The following is a 24787-nucleotide window of genomic DNA, read 5'->3' on the forward strand; positions in this document are numbered from 1 at the left end:
GCCCCGGGGTGCCACGGCCTCAGACCGACGCCGACCAGCGCATCCCCAGGGCCGTCAGCGCGGCCACCCGCTCCGGGGCCAGCTTCGCCGCCCGGGAGCGCTGGTTCGCGATCCACGCGCCCAGCCGCAGCTCCTCCCCGCCCACCGGCTCCACGTGCGTGCGCGGCACCCGCAGGTGCCCCTCGCGGGCGTGGAACCGCCGGGCGGCCTCCAGGTGCCCCGCCCAGGCGGCGGCATGGCTCCGGCGCGGGGGCGGGCGCTCCGCCTCCGTGGCCGGCGACAGCCCCAGCCCGTGCTCCAGCAGCCACCGCTGCGCCCAGGACAGCCGCTCCCACCCCAGCCGCTGGCTCCGCACCCACAGCCCCAGGTCCTCGCCCTGGACCACGACCGAACCGGGACCGGGCGGGACCGCACCACCCGCGTCCAGATGGAGGCGGGTCAGCCGGAACGCCCGCTGCCAGCCGATGTCCCACACCGGGCACCAGGACGGGTCGATCTCCTCCAGGGCCTCCCGGCGCTCCTGCGGCAGCGCCCCCGGCCCCTCCCGCCGGGCGGCCGCCCGGTTGTTCTTCATCCACACCCCGACCGGCACCCCGCGCCATGTCGCGTCCACCGGCGGCAGCAGGTGCCCGTGCTCGGCGGCCCAGGACCGGGCCGCCACCAGCCCCTCCTCGAAGGCCACGTCGAAATGGCTCCACACCATGCCGAGTTCCTCCAGCTCACGGGTCCGCTCCCGGCCCAGCGCACCCCTGCGGTACGTACGCCGCGCGTCCGCGATCCACTGGCCCAGCGGGAAACCCGCCAGCGCGGCCGGCCAGTCCGGCCGGCCCGCCGGCACCCTGAACGCGAACGGCACCTTCAGGTCCCCGGTCGCCGCCGCGTAGACCCGGGCCGCCTCCGCGCCCCGCCGCCACTGCGTGTGCTCCGGGTTGAGCACGCGCAGCCGGATGAAGGCCGCCAGCAGCGCCGGATCCCGGGGCACCGAGAAGCTCAGCAGCGCCCGGGCGCCCGCCCCGGGACCGGTACCGGCCCCGGCCGCCGCCGGGGCCTTCGCCGCCGCGCTCGGTGCCTGCGGCTGGGCCAGGGCCTCCACCAGCCTGGAGTCGTGCGCCCTCAGCGCCTCCAGGAGCCGCGCGAGGTCCCCGTACGCCCGTGAGGTCAGCATCGACTCCGGGGACTCCCCGGGCCCCAGCAGCACCGGCACCACCAGGGAGGCCACCTTCCCCTCGCCCGGCCGGATCCGCAGCGCCCGGCCCACCGCCTGCACCAGGTCCGGCATGGAACCGCGTACGTCCGCCCAGAACACGGAGTCGCACTCCTTGGTGTCCACCCCCTCGCCCAGCACGCGCACGCTGCCCAGGAACGCCTTGTCCGCGACCCGGTCCGCCCCGAACGCCTCCAGCACCCGCCGCCGGTGCGCCGCCGTGTGCTGCCCGCACAGCCAGTCCGCCCAGACCGTGCGCGGATACACCGGCAGCGCCGACCGGCTCGTCACCCGCAGCCGGGCCGCGACCGCCGGAAGCCCCGCCGCGAACGCCTCGGCCTCCTTGGTCAGGTGATGGAACACCAGCGTCCGCCGGAAGCCCTGGTCCGCCGCGGCCTTCACCAGAGCCGCCTGGAGCGCCGCGAGCCGCATCCCGCGCACCCGGTCCGAGCGGCCGTCCGCGCCCAGCAGCACCGCCGACTGGAACCCCGGGTCGCTGACGTCCACGCACACCACCCGGTACGGGGCGCAGACGCCCCGGTCGATGGCCTCCGACAGGGACAGGGTGTAGCAGCGGGCGCCGAACGGCCCCTGGGGATCGTCCTCCATGGACGCGACGAGCTCGCCCCGCCCCCGCGGCTCCGCGCCGCCCGCGGTCTCCGCCGCGTACGTGCCGGCCCCCTCGGCCTCCTCCGGCTCCTCGCTCTCCTCGCCGTCGCGCCACACCCGGGGCGTGGCCGTCATGTACAGCCGCCGCACGGAGGGGATCCGGGCGTTGTCGTGCACCACCGCCCAGGGCTTGCCGATCCGGCCCGAGGTGCGGTGCGCCTCGTCGACCACGACCAGGTCCCACGGCGGCAGCCCGGCCAGGTGCGCCCGCTCGATGGTGCCCAGACCCAGCGAGGCGTACGTGGCGAACACCGTCACCCGCTCCACCGGCCGCGCCCCCCACCGGGCCAGCTGCCCCGGAGCGGTCGTGGCGGGCACTCCCACGTCCTCGCCGCGCAGCGAGCACACCGCGAGCGCCCGGCCCGTGCGGCCGCCCTCCCGCCAGGCGGCGACGGTCTGCACGAGCAGATCGAGGGAGGGGACCAGCACGAGCACCCGGCCCGCCCGCAGCTCCTCGGCCGAGCGGACGGCGACCAGGGACTTGCCGGACCCGGTGGCCATGATCACCTGGGTCCGCAGTCCCCGCTCGGGCACCCGGCCCGTGGCCGGCAGCTGGAGCGCCCGCACGACGGCGTCGACGGCCTCGCGCTGATGGGGGCGCAGCTCCAGCCTCGCCATGAACCTCACCCCGCCCGCTCTGATCTGCCCCTTCGGCTCCAGGTCCTATCTTGCCCGGATTCTGAGTCAAAGAGGAGCACACGGGGCAGACCGGGTCAGCGCGCGCCGAAGTTCTGAGTCCACCAGGGGCCTCCGGACCCGCTGTGGATGCCCACGCCGATGTCCTTGAAGGAGCAGTTGAGGATGTTGGCACGGTGGCCCGGGCTCTTCATCCAGGAGTCCATCACGGACTGCGCGGTCTGCTGCCCCTTGGCGATGTTCTCCCCGTACGTCGACCACCGGTACCCGGCGGCCGTGGTCCGCGCCCCCGGGTCGGCGCCGTCGGGGTTGGTGTGGTCGAAGAACTCCCGCCGCGCCATGTCGTCGGAGTGTCCCTGGGCGGCGTTGCGCAGCTGCGCGTCCTCCTTCAGCGGGCCGCAGCCGGCAGCCGCCCGCTCGGAGTTGACCAGGGCGATGACCTGCCCCGCCACGCCCGCCGGCGCCGGGCCCGGGGCGGGCGGAGCCGGGGGCTTCGCGGTGCTCTTCGTCGGCGCGGGAGCCGCCGAGGCCTTCGCGGTGCCCGCCGAGGCCGACGCGGAGGCCGAAGCGGAAGCCGACGCGGAGGGCGAGCCCGACGCCGAAGCGGAAGGCGAGGCCGAGGCGGAGCCGGACGGCTGCGGCGCGGCCGGGTCCGGCGCCGACAGGGCGGCCAGCGGAGAGGCGGGGGCCCCGCCCGCCTCGGCCTTCTTCGCACCGGGCAGCTGCCCGAGGTACACCAGGCCGCCGCCCGCGACGCACGCGGCGACCACGGCGCCGCCGATCGCCCGGCGCCGGTTCTGGCGGCGCTTGCGCTGCGCCGCGCGGCCGTCGGGGCCCGCCGGGCCCTCGGCACCGCCGGCGGCGTCCCCGCCCTTGCGCCGGGCGGCGCGGCCGGGGCCCGACACCACCGGCGAGAGCTGGGTCGCCGCTTCGGCGAACGCCACGTTCGCCGGGGCGTGGCCGGCGGCCACGGCGGACCGCACTCCCGCCAGCAGCGCCGCCGTGACCGGCACCAGCGCCAGCCCGGCCAGCAGACCCTCCGCGGGCACCAGCCCGCTCCACAGCCCCGAGCAGCGCAGGCACTCGCGGGCGTGCCGGGCTATGCGCTTGCGCCACAGCGCGGAGGGCCGGCCGTCCCAGGTGCCCGTCATCGCCCGCAGCCCCTCACAGGGCGGCTGCGTCTCCAGGGCCCGCTCCACCACCCGGGCGGACTCCAGCTGCGCCTTCATCCGCTGCACCCGCACCGCCGTGTGCTGCGGGGTCAGCTCCAGCGCCGAGGCCACGTCGGCCCGGGTCAGCTCGCCCGCGCACTCCAGCCACCACAGCGACAGCAGCGCCCGGTCGTCCGGCTCCAGCCAGCGCGTGGCCCGGGCCGTCTCGCGGCGCTGCCCCGACAGGTGGAGCCGTGCGACCGTGAGGTCGGCGAAGTCGGCGCCGGGATCGGCGACGTCCTGGGCCGCCTCCAGCCCGCTCTGCCCGGGGCCACCGCTGCGGGCCTGCCAGTGCGCCCGTACGCGGTTCATCGCGATGGCCACCAGCCAGGACCGGAAGCTCTTGTCGGACCGCAGCGTGCCCAGCCCGTCGAGCGCCCGCAGCATGGTGTCCTGCACCACGTCGTCCACGTCGTGGGACCCCTGCAGAGCGCGCCCGACCACGTTGTAGACCAGCGGCAGATGGGCGCTGACCAGCTCGTCCTGCGCGCGGGGATCGCCCGCGCGGGCCGCTGCCACCAGCTCTGCCGTGTGCTGTGTACTCATGTGAAGTTTCCCTGTCCGTACCGGCGGTCGATGTTGCCCGATAACTGGGAGACCGTCGAGTGGAGCCCGGATAACAGTTATCCGGAAGAATCTTTTTCTCCGCCACCCGGGGCGTGCCAGGCGTGCGACGGCAGGGACTCCGCCAGGGTGCCGAAGAAGCGCTGGTCGCGCCAGGCGTCGCGGTTGCCGATCACGAACAGGCGGCGCTTCGCCCGGCTCACCGCGACGTTGAGGAGGTTCGGGCGCGCGGCGGCCCAGGCGCGGGCGCCCGGGCGGCGCGGGTCCGTGCCGAGTACCAGGACGACCACGTCCGCCTCCTTGCCCTGCGTGGTGTGGACCGTACCCACCCGCCCGTCCGGCAGCAGGTCCCGGCAGACGCCCTTCGCGCCCGCCACCACCTGCCGGAACGGGCTGATGACGAACACGTCCCGGGCCAGGTCCACGCCCCCCTCGTCCCGCAGCCGCTCCAGCACCCGCCGAAGGGCCCGGCCCTCCTCCGGGATCCAGTGCCCGTCGGCCTCCGCCCCGACGACGTCCACCCAGCTGCTGGCCGGCCGGTAGACGTACGGCTCGCGCGCCCCCGGGCCCACGCCCTGCACCATCAGGCCGTCGTAGGCGACGGCGTTGCTGACCGAGAACATCGGGTCGTCGCACCGCCGGTGCACCCGCAGCGGCGACCCGACCCACACCTCGTGCCCGCCGTCGGGCAGTTCCGCCGGCAGCATCGTGCCGTAGCGGTTGGCGCGGTCGGCCAGCTGCTGCACCGACGTACGGCCCGGCGCCCACTCCTCCGCGACGCCGAAGTCCTCGCGCAGCGCCCTCTGCGCCGTCCACGGCAGCACCACCACCGGCTCCAGCTGGAGCGGGTCGCCGACGACGACCGTGCGCCGGGCCCGCCACATGCCGCCCACCGCCATCTGCGGGGTGGCCTGCCCGGCCTCGTCGACGAACAGCCAGCCCAGCGCCTCCGCCCCCAGCCGGCCGAAGACCCGGTCCAGCGAGGCGAAGGTGGTCGACACGACCGGGACCACGAGGAACAGGCTCTGCCAGGCGGCCCGTACGTGCGTCTCCGGAACGGTCCGCGGCACCGCGCCGGCGACCGCGTCCATGCCGGCCATCAGGTTCGCGTACATGGTGCGCGCCGTACAGCGCAGGAACGCCCGGTGCAGGTCGAGGGCGGCGAGGAACAGCTCGCTGCGCGCCCGCGCGATCTCCGGGTCCGACCAGGGAGCGGAGCGCTCGCGCAGCGAGTCGTCCGTCAGCCAGGCCTCCTCCGGTACGAACCCCTCCCACCGGGCCCGGGCCGCGTCGAGGGCCGCCTCCATGCGCTCGGCCCCCTCCCGGGCCGCCTCCGCCGCCTCCCGCGCCGCGTCCAGGCGTGCGGAGGCGGCGCCCACGGTGGCCCGTACGCCGTCCAGCCGTGCCCGCTCCGCGTCGCGCGCCTCTCGCGCGGCGGCGACGGCCCCCGCCGACGCGGCCTCGTCCGCGTGCCAGGCGCGGGCGGCCCGGCCCAGGGTGAAGAGGCTGACGGAGAAACCCGGGCGGCGGGCCAGATGGGCCCGGTGCGCGTCCTCGGCCTGCTCCAGGGACCGCTGTACGCCGGCCAGCGCGGCCTCGGCCGGCGGCAGCTCCTCCCGGGCCCGGTCCAGCGCCGCGGTGTCCCGGCCGACCGCGTCCCGGGCGTCGCGCAGTGCCTCGTACGCCGCCGGCAGGCCCGCGTACGCCGCGGCCGCGTCCGCGCGTTCGCCGCGCAGCCGCTCGACCTCGGCCAGCGCGGCCCCGAACCGCTTCCCGGCCCGGCTCCACACGCCGGTCTGCGGGGTGTCGCGCCACTGCCGCAGGAGGTGCGAGAGGCCGCTGCCGCTGTCGATCCAGGGGTTGCGCGCCCCGTGGCGGCCCTGCTGCGGCACGGGCGGCGGGGGAGGGGCGCCGGCGTCGGTCCGGCGGTACTTGCCGTGCCAGAAGCGGTTGACGAACTCCAGGCGGTTCTTCTTGCTGCCGAGCCGGGCCGCGACCGCGCCCCAGGCCGGCTCGCCCTTCAGGAGCCGGGTGGCCTGCTCCCCGAAGTAGTCGGCGTCCTCGCGCCAGCGCTCCCCGAGGGCGGTGCGGGCGGGTATCTCGGTGGAGATGTTCTCGACGGCGCCGTTGTTCGCGGAGGCGACGACCATCTCGAAGCCGGTGAACTCGGGGCGCAGCGGGGTGACGGTGCGGGTGTAGTCGCCGCTCTTCCACACGTACGGGGCCTGCTGCGCGAACGCTTCGGAGGGCAGCCGTAGCGAGGCGAGGCGGCGGGCCCGCTCGACGACGGCGGCGGCGAAGCAGTCGCGCAGCATGGTGGTCTTGCCGGTGCCGGGCGGGCCGTTGACGGCGAACATCCCCGCGCCGGGGGCGAGTTCGGTGTGCACGGCGTTGACGGCGAACTGCTGGCTCAGCGCGAGCGGGTGCCGGGCGTCGGCAGGCCAGCGGCCGGCGGGGGTCCGCTCCGGCGCGACACCGGCCAGCGCCGCTTCGGGCCGCAGCCGCAGGTCGACGCGGCTTCCCGGGTCGAAGCCGGAGCCGGGGGTGAGGTAGGCGCCGAGCCCCGCACCGGGTTCCTCGCGGGCGAGCGCGGCGGCCACCCGGTCCAGGTCGGCGGCGATGAAACTGTTGAGGAAGTCCTGCTGGTCGGCGCTGTCGGCCTGGTCCAGCCGTACGGGCACGCTCCGCACCCGCACGGTGGCGGGGTCCAGGGCGACGGAGACCCCCCAGGTCCGGGCCAGTTCGCCGGTGAACTCCAGCAGGTGCGCGGCGGAGACGACCCCCTGCCCGAGGGGGGATTCCCCGTCGGCCTCGCCGGCCCCGGCGGGTTCCCCGAGCGCCCCGGCCCGCCTGCCCCAGGCATCGGCCTCCTCCTCGAACCCGTCGAGCCAGCCCGGGGTGCCGGGCCCGGGGACGACGGCGCGGCCGGTGGCCCAGGCGCAGGAGGAGAACACGGCGGAGTCCAGCAGCAGCCTCCCCTTGTCGGTCACGGTGAGGGCGAACAGAGCGCTCTCGCCGTCCATCCGGCCGTCGTGGTCCTCGCCGCTCTCCCCGAACACGTCGAGCAGGGTGTCGCGTACCGAGCCGAGGGCGAACACCCCGCCGTAGACGACGTGCTGCCAGCCGTACCCACCCTCCAGCGGCACGGCGCGCACCGGGTGCCCGGCGTCCCAGGGCATGGGCCGCCCCGCCTCGACCGGGTGCACCCGCTCCCGGGCGGAGAGGGCGGGCACCTTCTGCGGACTGAACAGCTCCACCGCCCGCCAGTACCCCACCACCCCGCTCCGGCGACGCCGTTCTCCCCCCATAACGCCCACTCCCGTCATCCGTGATCAATACGTGGCACCTTACGGGCATGGTGACGGTGGGTCAGGCGGTTGCGAGGTTCGGGGGAGCGGGGCCCGGCCCGTGCGCGGGGGGTGACCGGGCGGCGCTCCCGTGTGTATGGTCTAGACCATCAAGTCGCGCTGTGCGACGTACCGTTCCACGCCGTGGAACAGCCGGGAGGGATCCGTGTCCTGCCATCCGTACGCGGTGCTGGCCGCCCAGCGCCTGCTCCCGGTGCTGCGCAGCGCCGACCCCGACCGCGCCGTGCTGGCCGCCGGGCAGCTGCTCGGCGCCGGGTGCCGCGCCGTGGAGCTCACCACCTCCACCCCCGGCTGGCCCCGGGCAGTCGCCCGCGCCGTCGGGATCCGCGACGCGCGGGGGCGGAGCCCGGTCATCGGGGTGGGTACCGTGACCACCGCCGCCCAGGCCGAGGCGGCCCTCGACGCGGGGGCCGCGTTCCTCGTCTCCCCCTACCCCGCCCCCGAGGTCCGCGCGTTCGCCGCAGGGCGCGGGACGCCCTTCCTCGAAGGCGGGTTCACCCCCGGGGAGATCGCCGCCGCCGTCCGGAGCGCGGGAGCCGCGAAGGTGTTCCCCGCCCACGTGGGCGGCCCGGACTTCATCCGCTCCCTCAGGGCCGTCCTCCCGGACGCCGTTCTCGTCCCGACGGGCGGGATCCGGCCGGGCGGGGTCCGCGAGTGGCTCGACGCGGGCGCGACCGCCGTCGGCGTCGGCAGCGGCCTGCCCGCCGACCCGGGGGAGCTGGCCGCGGTCTTCGCGGAGCTGGCCGGGCCCTGCTGCGGCGGGGCGGGGTGCCGGCCGTGACCGCCCCCGGCTACGACGTCCTCGTCCTCGGCGAGGTCCTGGTCGAGATCCACGCCGGCACCGCCCTGCGCGCGGCCGCCGACGGCACCCCCGCCCGGATCTCCTACTCCGGCGACGCCCTCAACGCGGCCGCCGCGGCGGCCGCGGCCGGGGCCCGCACCGCGCTCCTGACCGTCGTCGGCGAGGACGAGCTGAGCGTCCCGCTGCTGCGGCGCGCCGCCGAGCTGGGCGTGGACGTCGCCCACGTCCACCGCGCGCCCCGCCCCAACGGGGCCTACCTGCTCTCCGCGGACCCAGACGGGGACCGGGAGTTCGTGTACTGGCGCACCCGCAGCGCCGGCTCCACCCTCTCCCCGGCCCACGTCGAGGACTGGCTCCCGCTGCTGTCCGGCTGCCGGGCGCTGATCACCAGCGGGATCACCGGCGCGCTCTCCCCGGGCAGCCGCGCGGCCGTACTGGCCGCCGCCCGCGCCGTCCACGCGGCAGGGGGGCACGTCACGTACGACCCCAACTTCCGTACGCGGCTGACCCGGCGCGCCGAGGCCAGGTCCCTGCTCGCCGGGATCGCCCCGCTGACCGGGCTGCTGAAGACCTCCTGCCCGGCCGACGCGCTCGCCCTGGTGGACACCGTCGACCCGGTGACCGCGGCCGCCCGCTACCGGGCGCTGGGGGCGCGGACCGTGGCCGTCACCGCCGGGGCGCACCGCCTGCTGCTGGACGACGGGACCCGGGCGGTGCACCACCCCGTCCCCGTGGACCCGTCACCCGTCGACGCGACCGGTGCCGGGGACTGCTTCACCGGCACCGCCACCGCCCGGCTCGCCCTGGGCGACCCGCTCTCCCGGGCGGTGGCCTACGGCCTGGCGGCGGCGTCCCTGTCGGTGGCGGGCCGCGGCGGCACGGGCCGCGTGCCCTCCTTCACCGAGACGCTCGCGCTCACAGCCCGGCTTCCGCCGCCCACTGCTCTTCCTCCCAGGCCTCCCGGTCCGCCTGCTCCTCTTCGTCCGGCGCCCGGTACGCGAGCGGGTCCGTGACCCAGCCCGCGGCGAGGACGAGGCGGGAGGTGCGGTGCACCGCCAGGAAGCCGAAGGGGCGGTGGAAGGCCACCGCCACGTGGCGCACGCGGTAGGGGAAATGGGGTGCGCAACCGGCCGCGAGGCCGATCGCCGTCACGGCGGCCGCCTCGAAGCCCGTCGCGTGGAAGCGGGCCATCGCCGACTGCCGCGCCGAGCCGATGGCCAGGGGGTCCTGGCTGACCCCGGGGAAGTGGCCGGAGCCGCGGTCCGAGGCGGCGCTCAGGCCGAACAGCCCGGCCTGCTCCAGGAGATCGTGCCCGGCCCGTATCTCGAAGGCGGGCGTCTCGATGGCGAGCCGGGGCTCCGGCGAAGTCGAGGGGATCACCGTGATGGACAGGCCCGGGCCGGGCTCGCCCACGGGCAGGAGGCTCGCGCCCGTCGACGGGCGCGCCCGGGTGACGGCCTCGATCCCGGTGCGCAGCACCTCGCCGGGCACGGCGTCCGGCCCGCCCAGCACGAGGTGGACGTCCACCCCGGTGTCCCCGACCACCTCCGCCAGCGTGACCGGGCCGCAGGGGCCGTGCGCCACCCGGACCCGGTCCGGCAGGGACGTGCTCCGGTGCAGCATGACCAGTTCCCGGCCGGCCCACTGACCGTCGTACACCGTGCCGTGCCACTCCTGGAACGGCTTGATCCACTTCAGTCGCAGCGTCAGCGCGGAGGCCAGCACCAGTCGGGCCGCGTCCGGGCCCTGCGGCAGCGCGACCGGCATGCGCTCGATGAGGCCGTCCGTCCGCTCGGCCGCCCAGGCGTCCAGGGTCTTGCCGTCGGCCTCGGGGTCGCCGGTCAGCGTGCCCCGGGTGCCGTCGGGGAGGCGGGCCAGCCAGGGGGCCTCCAGGGGCAGGTCCGCCTTGGTCCACAGGCCCGTCGCGGCTGCCAGGCCCCGTACGCCGCCCAGCCCGGCCAGCAGTTCCCGCGCGGCCTCCGCCGCGTCCTCGGCGGGTATGCCGAGGGCCTCCTCCAGCTCCGAACGGGCCTCGTACGCCGCTCCGTCCGCCATCAGGGCCAGCAGCGGCCAGACCCCGGCCGCGGTGAAGACCGTACCCCCGTCCCCGCCGGAGGCTTCGGCGGCCCAGCGCGCCGTGAGCCGGTTGACCGCCCGTACTGTCGAGTTCCTCATGCCGGGGAGCGTACGTGCTGGGGCGCCGCCGGGCCGGACGGATTTTCCTCGGCCCGGCGGCGCCGGTTCAGCGGCCGCGCAGGCCCTGGTCGACGGCGGTGGTCAGCTCGCCGTCGGCGGTGTCGGCGTCCAGGGACCAGAACATGGCGCCGCCCAGGCCCTGTTCGCGGACGTACCGGGCCTTCGTGCGCAGCACCTGCGGGTCGTCGTACGTCCACAGGGTGGTGCCGTCGAACAGCCAGGCGTGGCCGCCGCGCCGGTCGCGGTGTACCTGGAAGGTGCCGGAGGCGGCCAGCTGCCTCAGCTCCTCGTAGTCCGCGTACCCGGCCGCCCACTTCGCCGGCGCCGGGCCGGCGGCCGGCTGTCCCATGCCGTCCCCGCCGCCCGTGACCCCGGTCCAGCCCTGCCCGTAGAACGGCATGCCGACCACCAGCTTGCGCGCGGGCGCCCCGCGCCGCAGCCAGGAGTCCACCGTGCCGTCCACGCTGAAGTCGCCCGGGGCGTACAGCGCGGACTGCTGGGCGGTGGTCCCCTCCCCCGACACGTGGAAGTCGTAGCCCTGGAGCGTGACGAAGTCGAGGTCGCGCATGATCCGGCGGACGTCGAAGCCCGCGTCGATCTTGGCGGGGGCGGCCGGGACGAAGGCCGTCAGCTCGTACGGGCGCTTCCGCTCGCGCCCGTACGCGTCGAGCTGGGTGCGGAACTCGTGGACCAGTTCGGCGAAGTTGCGCTTGTCCTCCGGCCGGAACTCCGTGTCGGTGTCGCCCTCCGAGCCGGGCCACTCCCAGTCCAGGTCGATGCCGTCGAAGACACCGGCGGCGGCGCCGGGTCCGCCCCGGGCGCCGTCCTGCGGCAGGTCGCCCCTGAGGTAGAGGTCGATGCAGGAGCGGACGAGGGCCTTGCGGGAGGCGGGGGTGAGGGCCGCGTCCGAGAAGTGGGTGGACCAGCTCCAGCCGCCCAGCGAGATCAGCACCTTGAGACCGGGGTGCCTGGCCTTGAGCTCCTTCAGCTGGTTGAAGTTCCCGGCCAGGGGCTGGTCCGCGGTGTCGGCGACGCCGTCCACGGAGTTCGCCGCGTCCAGCGGGCGGGCGTAGTCGGCCCAGGCGTCCGCCTCGCCGGCCGCGTTGCCCGTGAAGCACCTGCCGTCGGCGCCGATGTTGCCGAAGGCGTAGTTGACGTGGGTGAGTCTGCCGGCGGTGCCGTTCGCCTCCAGGTCCTGGACCTGGAAGTCCCGCCCGTACACGCCCCATTGGGTGAAGTAGCCGACCTTCCGGTACGAGCGGTCGTGCCCGCCCGCCGGGTCCCGGTCCCCGTTCCCGGCGGCCGCGGCGGGCGCGAAGGCGGTCAGCAGGGAGAGGGAGCAGGCGGCGACGGCCAGCCGGCCGAGGGTGCTGCGGCGCATGGGGCGCGTGGGACGCATGGGCTTCCTTTGCGGATGCGGGGAGTGGTGCTCCTGAGCCGTGCGGGGACGGGCGCGGCCCTGCACCGGCGGCGCCCGTCCCACCCGGGAACGTATTGGTCTGGACCATCCCGGTCAAGGGGGTGTCCGCCGCGACCGGAGACCGGCCGACGGCCCGTCCGAAAAACCTCCTTCACGACGCTGGGCACCTCCACGCCCCCCCGCTACCCTCCGCGCATGATTCCCACGGTGGTCTGGGGCACCGGCAACGTCGGCCGTGCGGCGATCCGCGCCGTCGACGCCCACCCGGCGCTCGAACTCACGGCAGTCATCGTCCACAACCCCGCGAAGGTCGGCCGCGACGCCGGCGAACTCGCCGGACTCGGCCACCGGCTGGGGGTGGCGGCCACCGACGACATCGGGGCGGTACTCGCCGCCCGCCCGGCCGCCGTCGTCTACGCGGCCTCCGGCGACGCCCGCCCCGACGACGCCCTCGCCGACATCACCCGCGCCATCACCGCCGGCGCGGCGGTCGTCAGCCCCGCCCTCTACCCGCTCTACGACCACCGCAGCGCCCCGCCGGAGTTCCGGGACCCGGTGCTGGCCGCGATCGCCGGGGGCGGCGGCTCGCTCTTCGCCTCCGGCGTCGACCCGGGCTGGGGCAACGACGTGCTCCCGCTGCTGATCAGCGGCCTGGGCACCACCGTCGACGCCATCCGCTGCCAGGAGATCTTCGACTACTCCACGTACGACCAGCCGGACTCCGTACGCCACCTCGTCGGCATGGGCCACCCCATGGACCACGAGCCGATGATGCTCATGCCCTCGATCCCCACCATGGTGTGGGGCGGCCAGATCCGGCTGATGGCCCGCGCCCTCGGCGTCGAACTCGAGGAGATACGCGAGACCTCGCAGCGCCGCGCCCTCGACACCACGGTCATCACGCCCTCCATGGGCGTCTTCGAGGCCGGCACCCAGGGCGCCATCCGCTTCGAGGTCCAGGGCATCGTCGGCGGCGAACCCCGCATCGTCATCGAGCACGTCACCCGCATCCACGCCTCCTGCGCCCCCGACTGGCCCGTCCCGCCCGACGGCGGCGCCGGAGCCCACCGGGTGGTGATCGAGGGCCGCCCCCGCATCGAGGTGACCGTCGAGGCCACCGACGAGGGCGACAACCGTTCGGCCGGCGGGAACGCCACCGCCGTCGGCCGTCTGGTGGGGGCCATCGACTGGCTGGTGGCCGCGGAACCCGGCCTCTACGACGCCCTGGACGTCCCGCTGCGGCCCGCAGTCGGCAAACTCGGAAGGAAGCAGCCATGAGAATCGACATCCCCGACGGCCAGCACCCGATCGAGTACGTGTGGGGGGACATGGTCCCCGGCATCGGCATGGCCGCCGCCAACTTCTCCCTCTCCGTCTACGCCCACACCACCCTGGGCCTGCGCGAGTTCGAGGCGGCGCGGCTGCGCATCGCGCAGATCAACGGGTGCGTCTTCTGCCTCGACTGGCGCACCGACCGGGACGGGGAGAAGGTCGAGGAGGAGTTCGCGGACGCCGTCACCGAATGGCGCACCACCGCGGCCTTCGACGACCGCACCCGGCTCGCCGCCGAGTACGCCGAGCGCTACGCCCTGGACCACCACAACCTCGACGAGGACTTCTGGACGCGGATGACCGCGCACTACAGCCAGCTGGAGATCGTGGAGCTCAGCATGAGCATCGGCTCCTGGCTGGCCTTCGGCCGGCTCAACCACGTACTGGGCCTCGACAGCGTCTGCGTACTGCCGGGCAGCTGAACCGTGACGCCCCGGCCGAGCCACGGCCCGGGGCCGCCCGGAGGGTCCGGACGGCCCCGGGAACGGGCCCGCTCAGGGGCCTGCTCACAGATCCGTGGCGATGATCTTCTCGATGTTCCGCTCGGCGAGGGCCGTGATCGTCACGAACGGGTTGACGCTGGTGTTGCCGGGGATCAGCGCTCCGTCGATGACGTAAAGGCCCGGGTGCCCGTGCAGCCGGCCGTAGTTGTCCGTGGCCTTGTCCAGCACCGCGCCGCCCAGCGGGTGGTACGTGAGGTGGTCGCCCCAGACCTTGTTGGTGCCGAAGAGGTCGGTGCGGTAGATCGTCCCCTCCTTGGCGTTGATCTTGTCGAAGATGGTCTTCGCCATGTCGATGGACGGCTGCTTCCACGCCGTCTGCCAGTCCAGCTCGACCTTCCCGGCCGCCGCGTTCCACGAGAACCGCGCCCGGTTCGGGTTCTTGGTGATGGAGAGGTAGAAGGACGCGTACGTCTCGATCCCCGTCGGCAGCGGGGCCACCTCGGCGAAGGCGCCGCCCGCGTCCCAGTTGTCGATGCCGCCGCAGGGGATGGAGGCCTGCACCTTCCCGGTCGGGTCCCACATGTGGTTGGCGCGGCCGCACATGACGTTGCCGTTGTCGCCCCAGCCCTTGCCCACCTCGTCGTTCAGGTTCGGCAGCGCACCGGTCGCCTTCAGCCGGACCAGCAGCTTGCTCGTCCCCACGCTGCCGGCCGCGAAGAACACCCGGTCGGCGGTGACGGTCTTGGTGGCGAGGACGTCACCGGAGGTGCCCAGCTGCTCCATCACGACCGTGTAGCCGCCACCGTCCGAGGGGGAGACGGTGGTGACCCGGTGCAGGGGCGAGATGGTGACCTTGCCGGTCGCCCGGGCGGCGGCCAGGTAGGTCTGCTGGAGGGACTTCTTGCCCGCGTTGTTGCCGTACAGGATCTCCCCGTCGACCGCGGACTTGGGGACGGTGCCGGCCACCTCCTGCTTCATGTAGTCCCAGTCGTAGACGTCGGGGACGAAGACGAAGGGGAACCCGGCGCGCTGGGCGTGCTTGCGGCCGACGCGGGCGAACTGGTAGCAGGCCACCGTCTCGAACCAGTCGGGGTCGATCAGCCCCACCCCGAGCCCGGCGTTGGCCCGCGGGTAGTAGGTCCGGTACATCTCCTCGGCGTCCACCGAGGGCAGGATCGCGGCGAAGTTCTGCCGCTTCGGGGTCACGGCCATGCCGCCGTTGACGAGCGAGCCGCCGCCGACGCCGCGGCCCTGGTAGACGATGATCCCGCCCATCTCCTCGGCATCGAGGATGCCCGTGTAGCGGGGGACGTCCTTGTCGATGGGGAAGCCGAGGAAGTTGCTGAGCGGCGCCTTGGTCCTGGTGCGCAGCCAGTACGAGCGGTAGTCGGGCTTGGTGGTGTTGGCGAAGATCTTGCCGTCGCTGCCGGGGGTGTCCCAGGCCATGCCCATCTCGGCCATGTGCACGGGGACGCCGGCCTGGGCGAGCCGCAGCGCGGCGACGGAGCCGCCGTAGCCGGTGCCGATCACGAGGACCGGGACGCGGGCCCCGGATTCGACGGGCCCGGTGGTGGTGGCGGTGGTGGTGGCCGGTTCGGCATGGGCCGGGGTGACGTTGACCGTCAGCGCCATGGCTCCGAGAATAGAACTGGTTCCAGCTATGAATCCACGGCGGGAGACACCCCTGGATACCTTGCTGTGCAGGCTTTTGTCACTCATGTGACGTTCCTCACTCTCGACGGAGTGGGAACAAGTTCTACTGGTGAACGCCTGCTAAGTCACTACACGTGTCACAGCAACTTCCGGCTGATTCCGCCCCATTGACTCGGCGGCTCAGGACAGGCTCCAGTGCCCGACGTCGTCGCCCAGCCCCGTGTCGAGCGCGAACTGCACGGCCGCCAGACCGGCGCCCTCCGGAATCCGGAAGGTGACGAACCCCGACGCCGACTCCCCGGGGACCAGGGTGACGGTGTCCGGCAGGCTCGGCCCGGCACCGGTCGCGGTGCCCGTCCCCGTGAACCGCTGCCCCTCGGTGTCGAGCAGGTGCGCGGCCGGCGCGGGGGAGTCCTCGTACGGCACCGTCCCGGTGTTCTCCAGCCGCAGCTCCACCGCCACCAGCCGGTCGGCGTCCGCACGGCCCGCGGGGTCGACGACCCGGGTCAGCGTCACGTCGAGCCGCTCCCCGGGCCGGTCCCCGTCGAGGGACACGGTCTCCCCGGACCCGTCGGGCCCGGCGCCGACGAGCAGCAACACGAGGAGGGGCCCCAGCAGGCGCCCGGGACGGTGCCGCACGACTCCTCCTCGGCCTCGCGTTCCGCCCCCTCCCCGCCCACGATCCTCCGCCGGCCCCCCTCCCGCCACCGGCGGCACGGGAAATGGATTGGATCTCGGGCCCGCTTCATGGCAGGGTGTCTCCCACCGAAGGGGTATAGCTCAGCTGGTCAGAGCGCTGGTCTCCAAAACCAGATGTCGTAGGTTCGAATCCTGCTACCCCTGCCAAGTCTGACCAGGCACTTCTTATGGAACGGACTCCGGGAGACCTCTCCGGGAGTCTGTTTTGTCTTCTGGTGGGGACAGAATGGGGACAGGCCGGATCGCAGGTCGTTCAGGAGGCGCCCTCTCTCAACGGCTGACCTCGGATTTCGTCGGTTGTCCCTGATCGTCGATGTCGGCCCCGTGACTGCCCCGTGGGCTCGGAGTGGTAGGCGGCCAGGGTCACGCACTGCTGGGCCGGGTGCCACACGCACTCTGCGTACAGGCGGTTGCAGTCGTGCTCGGCCCCTTCATCTGGGGTGTTGCAACGACCACTGGAACTGAAGCCAGGACGGGGAGCTCCGTCGTACGCGCGGCTACTCGGCGGGCCGCCCCGGATGGCGCACCTGCTTCTTCGCCTCGGCCTCAACTTGATTTCGGGGCTCCTCGGCATCGGCCGTGGGCACCGCCCGGCCTCCGCGGCGGCAAGGGACCCCGAAGTGGTCGTACTAGCGCGGGGTGGTCTCCTCGGCCACCCACTTCAGATACGCCTTCGAGCCGCCCGTGACCGGCACGGTGACCCACTCGGGGACCTCATAGGGGTGTTCCTGCGCCACCCACGCCTCCAGCTCGGGAAGCCGGTCCACTGTGGTCTTGTACGAGAGCCGCCACTCCTGCGCCGTCTCGATCTTCCCCTGCCACCAGTACGTGGCGCTGAACGGCCCGTCGATGTGGCAGCAGGCCGCCAACCTTGCCCCAACGGCCCCTCGAACCAGGGCCTGCGCCCTGCTCTCGTCGTCAATGGATGTCTGCGCGATCACGATCTCGGTCGCCATTCGGCCCCTCCTGGTCGGTCCACCCCGACCCTACCGAGCCGGCCCGGAGCGCGGCGGCCGGCACAGACCGGAGGGGCCCGGCCGCCGCCGGCGCCCCGGGATCCTGCCGTGTTGTCCTTGACCGCGTTCTGGAGCTGCGCCGTGTAGTCGGCCAGGCTCGCGCGGGCCGCCGCCGACAGCTTCGTCAGCTGGTCCGCCATGTCCTGCACGTAGCGGGCGGACCCGGTGGCCATCTTCTTCGTCAGCTCAACGCCGTCATCCCCCATGTCCTCCAAAGCCTTGGCCACCTCGGTGCCGGCCCGCTGTGCCACGGTGGTCAGGTTGGAGCGCCAGGCCTGCGCCGTGGACACGGACTTCCGCAGGTTCGACTCGAAGGCGCCGAGGTCGAAGACCTCCTTGTCGCCCTTCTTCTTCTGCGACTTCGACACGACGTCGCTGATGGAGAACACGGACCCGCCCAGCGGCTGGTACGACCAGTCGGAAAGCCCGCCGGACGCGTTGTAGCTGACCTCACCCCCGAAGCGCCGTGCCACCTGGTCGAGAATCGCCTTCGACCGGGCACACTTGCTCGACGCGAACGGGATGTACGCCTCTCCCTGCGTCTCGTCCTCCGCCCACACCCGCCACTCGCCGCCCTTCGCGATCTGCGCGACGTGGTTCTCCCGAATGCCGCCCGAGGCGTACGTGACGATCGCACCGTCCGCGTGGAACACAGGACCGTCCGCCCACGGGCCCGGTCCGCGCTCGGTGGAGGTCCGCCAGATGTCGTTGTGGACGGTGGTGATCGTCACCGTCCGCCCGTAGATCGAGTTGATGGCGCCCTGGATCGTGGCGGTGCCGCTGAGCGCGGCATCCGTGGGCACCGTCACCGACACGTTCTTGCTGCCGGGCACCGCCTCGATGGTGAAGCCGAGGTTCAGCAGCTCCTGCCGAGCCGCCTCGGTCGGCGCGCTCACCGTGACGGACTTGCCACCCGGAACACCCGAGATCGCCGACCTGACCGACTCCAGGCTCGCGATGGTCGCGGCAACCTCCGCCGAGACCGCCACGTGCTTCGCCCCGGGGGTCTGACTGATCTTCGCGATCAACGCGTCCAGATCCATGCGCGCTACGTCTGTGGGCGCGCTGACCTGCACCGTCCGGTCCTTCAGGTCGGTGATCTTGAAGCCGAGCTTCTCCAGCTCAGCCCGCGCCTCGTTCGACAGGGTGGAGATGGTGACGCTCTTCTTGTCCGGCGTGGCCTTCAGCGCCTGCTGGACTGCCAGCAGCTCGGCGACCGACGCGTCCATGCCCGCCGTCTGAAGGAGGATGCTCACCTTCTCGGGGACCAGGCCCGCCTTGTCGGCCAGGTTCGCGGCCTGCTCGGCGGTCAGCCCGAACCCTGCGCCGTGGCGATCGCCGACTCCCGCGCGGTCGCCATCTGCTTCTGCGCGGCCTGAAGGGCCTCCGGCACCGACTTTTTCCCGTTGGCCTGAGCGAACTGGTAGGCGGCGAGCGCGGCATCCGCACTGTTCGTGGACAAGCCCTGGAGGAGGTCGTACAGCTTCTGGCCGTTGCGGGTGACGGTGGACAGCGACCCGTCCATGTTCAGCAGCACCTTGCCGTAGCCCTGCGCGTGGTCCACGCCGCCCTTCAGGGCTTCGCTGGCATCCGACACGGAGCGGTTCAGCCGGGCCTCGGCCGCGGACAGGTTCACCGAACCGCCGGCGAGGATGTTCAGCGCATCGTGCAGGGCCCGGGCACGCGAGTCCGCGTCCGCGATGGTGTCCGAGAGCCGCCGCATCGCGTCCGGGAACTTCCCGAACGGGCCCACCGAGTCGGCTGCCGACTTCGCCCCGGCCGCCTGTGCGTTCGCGAGGTTCTTGGCGTCCTTCACTCCCTGCGACATCTCGCCCTTGACCGACCCCAGCGCCCGCGCCGCCTGGTCGTAGGTCTGGCCCAGCTCGGTGAACTGCCACTTCCCGACACGACCCTGCGTGACGAACTCACGGTTCGCCGCAGCGGTCTCGCGCAGACGGTTCTGAAGGGCGTCCAGCCCACCGTCCTGCCCGAGGTAGGCGTCCGTGAGCTGCCGGGCCGAGACACCGGCCTTCTCCATGACGTCGACGAGCCGCGCCTTGCCGTCCAAGGCCTTGGCCTCCATCACCGCCTGCGCGGCAACAGAGCGCACGTTGCTGTCGATCGCTCCGTTGGACTCGCGCAGCGCCTGGGCCAGGCTACTGATCCGTGACCTGTGCTCGGCTGCCGCCTGCGCGGCCTTCTGCTGGTGGGAGGCGAGCATCGACAGACCGACGCCGGACGCCGCGATAGCCACACCCCACGGCCCGCCCAGGGCGCCCATCAGCCCGCGGGCCGCACCGCCGAGCCCGACACCGATCGACCGCGCGAGGCCCTGAGCCGGGCCCTCGGCCGCACGGAACGCCGCGCTCATCTGCCCGAGGACCGGCACACGGGTCTGGAGGACGGCCAGGTGCTGCCCGATGCGGCTGACGGACTGGCCCTGCCGCTCGGCGAGCGCCGCCTGCACACGCATCTGGTCGCCCCACGACCGGTAGGCGCCGACGACCGGCCCGGACACAGTGCCGGCCAGGCGGCTCATGACGGGGGCGACCCGGTTGGCCATCAGCATGGCGACGATCGCGGTCTGTACCGGGCCCGGTAGGGAACCGAAGGCCTGCACCAGCCAGGCCACGCCCTGCCCGATCGGGCCCAGCACCTCGGAGAGCCCGGACGCCCCGGCGCTGGCCAGGTTCAGGGCGGTGGTGACGATACCCAGGGCGGTCGCCCCGGCCCCGGCTTCACCGGTGACCTCGGCCAGCGCGTCGGCGATGGGCGACAGGCCTTCGCCCAGGTTCTCGAGGATGTCCAGCCCCGCGCGGCCGGCGTTGATGACCACGTTGATCGCGGACGCGAGCCCATCGAAGGCGAGGTCCTTCAGCGGACCTCCCAGACCTCCGGCCGCGTCCCGGATCGCGTCGAGGCCCTCCGCGATGGCCGCCGACGCCGACGGCTTCGCCAGCGTGTACAGGTCGTGCAGGTAGTCCAGCCCGCCGGCCAGCCTGGGCGTTGCCGCGCCGAGCCCGGCCGTGAGCAGCCGGGTGACCTTCTCCAGGCCCGGTGCGGCGGACGTATACAGGACCTGGCCCATGGTCTTCCACTGGCTCTTCAGCTGCGTGACTGCACCGGCGAGCCCCTTGGTCTGGGACGCGGCGATCTCACCGGCGGCACCGGTGCGGCCGATCGCGGTCCGCATCTGGTCGAACGCCTCGGTGCCCTGGTGCGCCAGCGCCAGCGCGCCCTGAAGGGCCGGCTTGCCGACGACCTTCGACATCGCCGCGGCGAAGTCCTTCTTGCTGAGCCGGTGCCCTGCTTTCTCGAACTCTTCGACGACCTCGCGAAGCCCCTTGAAGTTGCCCTGCGCGTCCCAGGCTTCGATGCCCAGCTCGGCCAGGCCCTCCTTCATCCGCTTCGTCGGGGCGGCAAGGTTGGTGAAGATGCCCCGCAGGGACGTTCCTGCCTTGGAGCCGAGGATGCCGGAGCGTGCCAGCATCGCGACGGCCGTCGCGGTGTCCTCGATGGACACGCCGAGCTGGGCGGCGACCGGCCCGGTGTAGGACATCGCGTAGTAGATGTCCTTCAGACCACCGGACGCCGCGTTCGCACCGGACGCGAGGACATCGGCGGCGCGGCCCGCAAAGTTCGAGCTGAGCCCGAACTGGTCCATGATGTCGCCGAGGTACTTTGCGGCGTCTGCGGCGGACAGGTTGTCGGCCGCTGCCAATTGCATGGCGGCGCGGCCGTTCGCGATGGACGAGGTGGCCGTCTGGCCGGCTTTAGCCAGCTCCAGCATCGCGTCCGCAGCCTTCGAGGCCGACGTGCCGGGGATCGTGAGATCGGAGCCAAGCTCGCGGGCCTTGGCCGCGGCCATCACCATCTCCTGGCCGGAAGCCCCGGTGACCGCACCCCACTTCTGGATAGCGCGCTGGTACTCGTTGCCTTCCCTGGCTATCTCCGCGAGCCCGGAGACAATGCCGCCGCCGACAACGAGGTTCCGAAGGTGATGGGCCTCCTGCCGGGCGCCGAGCAGCCCCCGCCGCAGCTGCCGCATCGAGGCGTCACCGTCCGCACCGACCTGCCGCAGGCCCCGGCGGGCAGCGTCCGAATCGGTGGCGATGCCGCGCAGCCCCGAAGCACCAGAGCCAGCGCGGCCAAGGGTGCGGTGGACTGCGTCGACATCACGGCCGAGGGCACGCAGGGCGCCGGAGACACCTCGGATGCCGGAGAGCAGATTCGCGGCGTCAGCGCGCATCTGCACGCTGAGCGTGTAGCTCGACACCTGACCGGTGCCCTTACTCCCCGCGCCTATCGCATGCGCCCCACCGCCCTCAAGTGGCCCGTGCGGGCCGATGACAGCCTGCACGCACTAAGTCCACCGTAGTGTGTTGGCCGTCGCGGTCCCGAGGGACCGGAAAGTCATCCCACTCCGGGCAGGAACGTGGGCCTGGTTGGTCTACACGTCGACAGCATCGACGAACGACCGTTGGCAGCACTTGTCAGTTCTGTGAGAGCCGATGAGTGCTGCCAACGGCCGTGATCGCCGCTAGACGGGAATCAGTCCTCGTCATCTCCGTAGGTTCTACACGAGACAAGCCCGTGCAGAAATTCCGCGAACGAATTTGCGAGACGCCTCGGAACTCTGTCTTCGTCGATGTACGACACGGAAGGCTCGCCCAGAGGTCCGCTCGCAGAATAATCGAGCATGACGGTGTCATGTCCGGCAGATGGAGTCATGCCGAGGACGATGCCGATGTTTGGGTAGCCCCACTCTGTGATCATGTTCGACGACACAACATCGACCCCCCATGTACCCCCGATTCCCCAGATTACGTCGATACATACGTGATCGGGTGCCCATGAGGTGGGGAATTCTGTGGGGAAACAACGATTTTTCAGGAGGCCGCCGTTCTGCGACCTGACCAGATCGATGTAGCTTTTCGGCAGTCGGACTTGAAGTGTCTCCTCGGCCTGCTGAACCATCTCCGCATTTACCGGCGGGCCAACATACTCGGACTCGTAGGTTCGGTCGAAGATCATGATCTCAAGCGCCTCTCTAGCATATGGCGAAACCGCCGGTATGGCCGGTCTTGGCATGGACGGACATGTCAACTAGCTGCATCACTCCGCAATTCTGATGATGATTCCAGGTCCATCTCCCCCTGCGATATCCTGACGTGATGCCAGCCGCCTTGTCTGCGGCTGCGAAATCCTTCTTTCTGTCGCCGGTCAGGGTGATCACGACATCTGGAGTGTTCGGATCCCTGTAATTGCCGAAATCCGGGAAACCTTGTTTGTCGAACGGAACTCCGCTTACGGGGTGGGTTTTGCCGGCGAGATGCGCGTTGATGGGTCCAACTGGTGTCCCACCGGTAGCGCAGGTGCATGCAGAGGTGTGGCCGCGTACCGAGCCTCCGCAGTTGTGGACGAGTACCGGGCTCTTGTCTGCCAAAACATAGTACGTGTGCAGGTCGGAGATGGTTAGGTTGAAGGTCTCCTTCTCGGCTCTGTAGAGGCGGGTGCTCGTGATAGTGATGGTGCCGCCGTCATTGCCGCGCAGTCCCATGCCCGGTTCCAGGTTGCCTGCTTCGATCCATGAAGCCGTCGAGGTGGACCAGAACGGATGGTGGTCAGTGGTGGTGAGGGGCTGGCCAGATGTTTGGCCAGCGATCGTCAGCTCCACGTATTCCTTGTCGTCCGTCGTGAGAATTGCAGCCGTAACGGTCTTTGGTGCGGTTTCTCCCGTTTCGGGATCGGTAGCTAGGACTTCATCTCCGTTCGCGACTTCTTCGATCCTCTTTGATGTGCCGTCGGCCATCAATACACGGGTTCCTGCCGTGAAGCTGTCTTGCCTGAAGCATTGGATGACGAAGTCGCCCGCTGACGAGGCTTCGCTGGCCCCCTTGGCTGCTTTGGCCCCCTTGGCCATTCTGCCGGCGACGCTGCCTGCAACGGTGATGACGATGTCGACTACGGCCATTCCACAGTTTTTATTCCAGCCAAAATCCTTGCTGCATTCGTAGGCGTTGCGGATGCCCAGAAGTTCCATCCAGTCGCCGCTGGGGTTTATGAGCCCGACTGCGTTGGCGCCGTCGCAGAAATCTCTGTTTGGGCCGTCCGAATCGTAGGCGGAGCCGCAGAGGTCGTTGGCCCAAAGGCGAACGTTCTCTTCGTAGCTATGCTTAGGCCTGAAGAAGGCGGCATTGTGGGCGACTAGTTCGTCTTGCGTCGGAATATATCGATTTATGAAGAAAATCTTGACGGTGCCGTTGGTGTCTGTGACTGACTTGGGTCCGTCGCCGCGGCTGCCGGTGTAGAAATATTTGTTGTTGCTCTTGTTCCTGGGCTTGGCGCCCTTGCTTCCGTAGTCCCACGTTGGGTCTGTGAAGTCCCAGTCGCGGGTCTGGCCGAGGTGATCGGGGTTCCAGACGCTGTCGGGGTTGTTGACGCTGCAGCCGTCGCAGAAAAGGCCGGAGGGGTCTGATCCGCCGATGGGGTTGCCGTTGGCGTAGGTGTACCCGTTCATCTGGAGCGGGTTGGTGATGTCGATGATGGGGTCGACGGAGATGAAGCGGCCGGTGGTCGGTTCGTATTCGCGGGCGCCGATGTGGGTGAGGCCCGTGTTGGTGTCGTCGATTCCGGTGCCGAGGAAGCCTCGGTTGCCGGGCCAGTTTCCGGGCTGGGTGCCGCGGGGGTTGCCGTAGGGGTCGGACTTGCGACGGGTCAGGTTCTGGCCTGCCGCGAGGTCGACGGTGGTGGTTGCGGTGCCGTGATGGTCGGCGAGCTGGACGCTGAGTTGGTGGTTGTCGGCCTTGCCGCTGGTGCGGCGGACTGTGGTGGCGTCGGCGCCGCTGTAGTAGCGGACGGCGTCGAGGGGCTGGCCGGCCTTGTTGACGGTGACCTCGGCTTCGCCGAGGTAGAGGGTGCGGCTGCTGCCGGTTTCCTCGATGAGGCGGCTGCCCGAGGCGTCGTAGATGTAGGTGGTGGTGTTGTCGAAAGTGAACTGCTGGGGACCGGTGGCGTTGCAGGACCACAGCTGGAGGTCGCCGCCGTCGGCGGCGTTGTTGGGGACGTCGACGCACTGGTTGGTGGCCGGGTTGTTGAGCGACTTGTCGCCGGCGCGGTAGACGAACTTCTGCTTGTCGCTGCCGTCACAGGTGGCCAGGACCAGCTTGCTGCCGCTGGTGGTGAGGCACTTGTCCAGGGCGCGGACCGTGTTGCCGGTCAGGCGCCACTGTTGCGCCTTGGTTTCGTTGCAGGGGTAGATCTGAACCGGAGTGCCGTCGGCGGTTCCGCCGCTTTCAACGTCGATGCACTTGCCGGAGGCCCCGATGACGGAAACGGCTCCGATACCCGGGCTGGTGGCGGAGGTGAGCTTGCCCCGACGGTCCCAGTTCAGGGTCTGGGTGTCGCCGTCGATGCGACGGCTTGTGGTGTTGCCGGAGGTGTCGTAGGTGCGGGCTTCGCCCCGTTATGTAGACATCCGCGAATTATGCGACCAAGTTCAGGCTACCTGAGTTGATCGAGCGTTGTTCGAACTCGATCGGGCTGATGTGGCCGAGTGCGGAATGGCGGCGCCG

The 24787-nt window shown here is 72.0% G+C and carries 16 protein-coding genes and 1 tRNA gene; 5 read left to right on the plus strand and 12 right to left on the minus strand.

Going from position 1 to position 24787, the window contains the following annotated elements; translation table 11 throughout:
* Positions 1-19: 19 nt before the first annotated feature.
* From ACZ597_RS31730 to ACZ597_RS31740, 3 genes are all read right to left on the minus strand, one after another.
* A complete protein-coding gene (locus tag ACZ597_RS31730) occupies positions 20-2491 on the minus strand; it encodes a helicase associated domain-containing protein (RefSeq protein ID WP_471337712.1) in 2472 nt (823 codons plus the stop codon).
* A 95-nt stretch (positions 2492-2586) separates the two neighbouring features.
* The gene (locus ACZ597_RS31735) at positions 2587-4266 is read right to left on the minus strand and encodes a sigma-70 family RNA polymerase sigma factor (protein WP_471337719.1); all 1680 of its coding nucleotides are present in this window, start codon (positions 4264-4266) and stop codon (positions 2587-2589) included.
* Positions 4267-4343: 77 nt separating this feature from the next.
* Positions 4344-7592, minus strand: coding sequence for a DEAD/DEAH box helicase (locus tag ACZ597_RS31740; RefSeq protein WP_471337725.1), 3249 nt, complete (start codon positions 7590-7592; stop codon positions 4344-4346).
* 205 nt (positions 7593-7797) lie between these two features.
* Between ACZ597_RS31740 and ACZ597_RS31745 the strand changes: the two genes are divergently transcribed.
* Positions 7798-8433, plus strand: coding sequence for a bifunctional 4-hydroxy-2-oxoglutarate aldolase/2-dehydro-3-deoxy-phosphogluconate aldolase (locus ACZ597_RS31745; protein WP_471337729.1), 636 nt, complete (start codon positions 7798-7800; stop codon positions 8431-8433).
* A complete protein-coding gene (locus tag ACZ597_RS31750) occupies positions 8430-9467 on the plus strand; it encodes a PfkB family carbohydrate kinase (protein ID WP_471337735.1) in 1038 nt (345 codons plus the stop codon). The genes ACZ597_RS31745 and ACZ597_RS31750 overlap by 4 nt, the downstream gene beginning before the upstream one ends.
* Here ACZ597_RS31750 and ACZ597_RS31755 read toward each other — a convergent pair.
* Both ACZ597_RS31755 and ACZ597_RS31760 read right to left on the minus strand, forming a co-directional pair.
* On the minus strand, positions 9370-10629 hold the full coding sequence (locus tag ACZ597_RS31755) for a serpin family protein (protein ID WP_471337741.1): 1260 nt from the start codon (positions 10627-10629) through the stop codon (positions 9370-9372). The two genes, ACZ597_RS31750 and ACZ597_RS31755, sit on opposite strands and share 98 nt — an antisense overlap.
* Positions 10630-10696: 67 nt before the next feature.
* Complete coding sequence (locus ACZ597_RS31760; RefSeq protein WP_471337805.1) at positions 10697-12031, minus strand: glycoside hydrolase family 18 protein; 1335 nt, start codon at positions 12029-12031, stop codon at positions 10697-10699.
* A 234-nt stretch (positions 12032-12265) separates the two neighbouring features.
* Between ACZ597_RS31760 and ACZ597_RS31765 the strand changes: the two genes are divergently transcribed.
* Together ACZ597_RS31765 and ACZ597_RS31770 are read left to right on the plus strand one after the other, a co-directional pair.
* Positions 12266-13348, plus strand: coding sequence for an NAD(P)H-dependent amine dehydrogenase family protein (locus ACZ597_RS31765; protein ID WP_471337746.1), 1083 nt, complete (start codon positions 12266-12268; stop codon positions 13346-13348).
* Entirely contained in the window at positions 13345-13824 is a 480-nt protein-coding gene (locus tag ACZ597_RS31770; protein WP_471337752.1) for a carboxymuconolactone decarboxylase family protein, read from the plus strand. The genes ACZ597_RS31765 and ACZ597_RS31770 overlap by 4 nt, the downstream gene beginning before the upstream one ends.
* 84 nt (positions 13825-13908) lie before the next feature.
* Here ACZ597_RS31770 and ACZ597_RS31775 read toward each other — a convergent pair whose 3' ends face one another.
* Both ACZ597_RS31775 and ACZ597_RS31780 read right to left on the minus strand, forming a co-directional pair.
* Entirely contained in the window at positions 13909-15564 is a 1656-nt protein-coding gene (locus ACZ597_RS31775) for a GMC oxidoreductase (protein WP_471337759.1), read from the minus strand.
* A 114-nt stretch (positions 15565-15678) separates the two neighbouring features.
* Positions 15679-16137, minus strand: a complete 459-nt coding sequence (locus tag ACZ597_RS31780) for a DUF4352 domain-containing protein (RefSeq protein ID WP_471337764.1) — start codon at positions 16135-16137, stop codon at positions 15679-15681.
* Positions 16138-16267: 130 nt separating this feature from the next.
* Here ACZ597_RS31780 and ACZ597_RS31785 point away from each other — a divergent pair.
* Positions 16268-16344, plus strand: a tRNA-Trp gene (locus tag ACZ597_RS31785).
* Positions 16345-16826: 482 nt separating this feature from the next.
* On the opposite strand, the gene cutA is transcribed toward ACZ597_RS31785, so the two are convergent.
* The 5 genes from cutA to ACZ597_RS31810 all read right to left on the minus strand — a co-directional run bounded on the left by cutA (position 16827) and on the right by ACZ597_RS31810 (position 24627).
* Entirely contained in the window at positions 16827-17153 is a 327-nt protein-coding gene (gene cutA, locus ACZ597_RS31790) for a divalent-cation tolerance protein CutA (protein WP_471337769.1), read from the minus strand.
* Complete coding sequence (locus ACZ597_RS31795; RefSeq protein WP_471337774.1) at positions 17135-18469, minus strand: hypothetical protein; 1335 nt, start codon at positions 18467-18469, stop codon at positions 17135-17137. Before ACZ597_RS31795 ends, cutA begins: the two co-directional genes overlap by 19 nt.
* A 53-nt stretch (positions 18470-18522) precedes the next feature.
* The gene (locus tag ACZ597_RS31800; RefSeq protein WP_471337779.1) at positions 18523-21489 is read right to left on the minus strand and encodes a phage tail tape measure protein; all 2967 of its coding nucleotides are present in this window, start codon (positions 21487-21489) and stop codon (positions 18523-18525) included.
* 275 nt (positions 21490-21764) lie between these two features.
* Positions 21765-22247 (minus strand): SMI1/KNR4 family protein, encoded by a 483-nt coding sequence (locus ACZ597_RS31805; RefSeq protein WP_471337782.1) that lies wholly within the window; start codon positions 22245-22247, stop codon positions 21765-21767.
* A 16-nt stretch (positions 22248-22263) separates the two neighbouring features.
* Positions 22264-24627 carry a ricin-type beta-trefoil lectin domain protein gene (locus ACZ597_RS31810; RefSeq protein WP_471337810.1) on the minus strand — a complete coding sequence of 788 codons (2364 nt, stop codon included), beginning with the start codon at positions 24625-24627 and terminating at the stop codon, positions 22264-22266.
* Positions 24628-24787 lie beyond the last annotated feature (160 nt).

Source organism: Streptomyces sp. NPDC040718 (assembly GCF_055593565.1).

Coding starts and splice junctions, on each gene's coding strand:
- ACZ597_RS31805 (WP_471337782.1), bottom strand. CDS start 22,247: ATGATCTTCGACCGAACCTACGAGTCCGAGTATGTTGGCCCGCCGGTA.
- ACZ597_RS31755 (WP_471337741.1), bottom strand. CDS start 10,629: ATGAGGAACTCGACAGTACGGGCGGTCAACCGGCTCACGGCGCGCTGG.
- cutA (WP_471337769.1), bottom strand. CDS start 17,153: ATGGCGACCGAGATCGTGATCGCGCAGACATCCATTGACGACGAGAGC.
- ACZ597_RS31735 (WP_471337719.1), bottom strand. CDS start 4,266: ATGAGTACACAGCACACGGCAGAGCTGGTGGCAGCGGCCCGCGCGGGC.
- ACZ597_RS31730 (WP_471337712.1), bottom strand. CDS start 2,491: ATGGCGAGGCTGGAGCTGCGCCCCCATCAGCGCGAGGCCGTCGACGCC.
- ACZ597_RS31775 (WP_471337759.1), bottom strand. CDS start 15,564: ATGAGTGACAAAAGCCTGCACAGCAAGGTATCCAGGGGTGTCTCCCGC.
- ACZ597_RS31765 (WP_471337746.1), top strand. CDS start 12,266: ATGATTCCCACGGTGGTCTGGGGCACCGGCAACGTCGGCCGTGCGGCG.
- ACZ597_RS31760 (WP_471337805.1), bottom strand. CDS start 12,031: ATGCGCCGCAGCACCCTCGGCCGGCTGGCCGTCGCCGCCTGCTCCCTC.
- ACZ597_RS31740 (WP_471337725.1), bottom strand. CDS start 7,592: ATGGGGGGAGAACGGCGTCGCCGGAGCGGGGTGGTGGGGTACTGGCGG.
- ACZ597_RS31770 (WP_471337752.1), top strand. CDS start 13,345: ATGAGAATCGACATCCCCGACGGCCAGCACCCGATCGAGTACGTGTGG.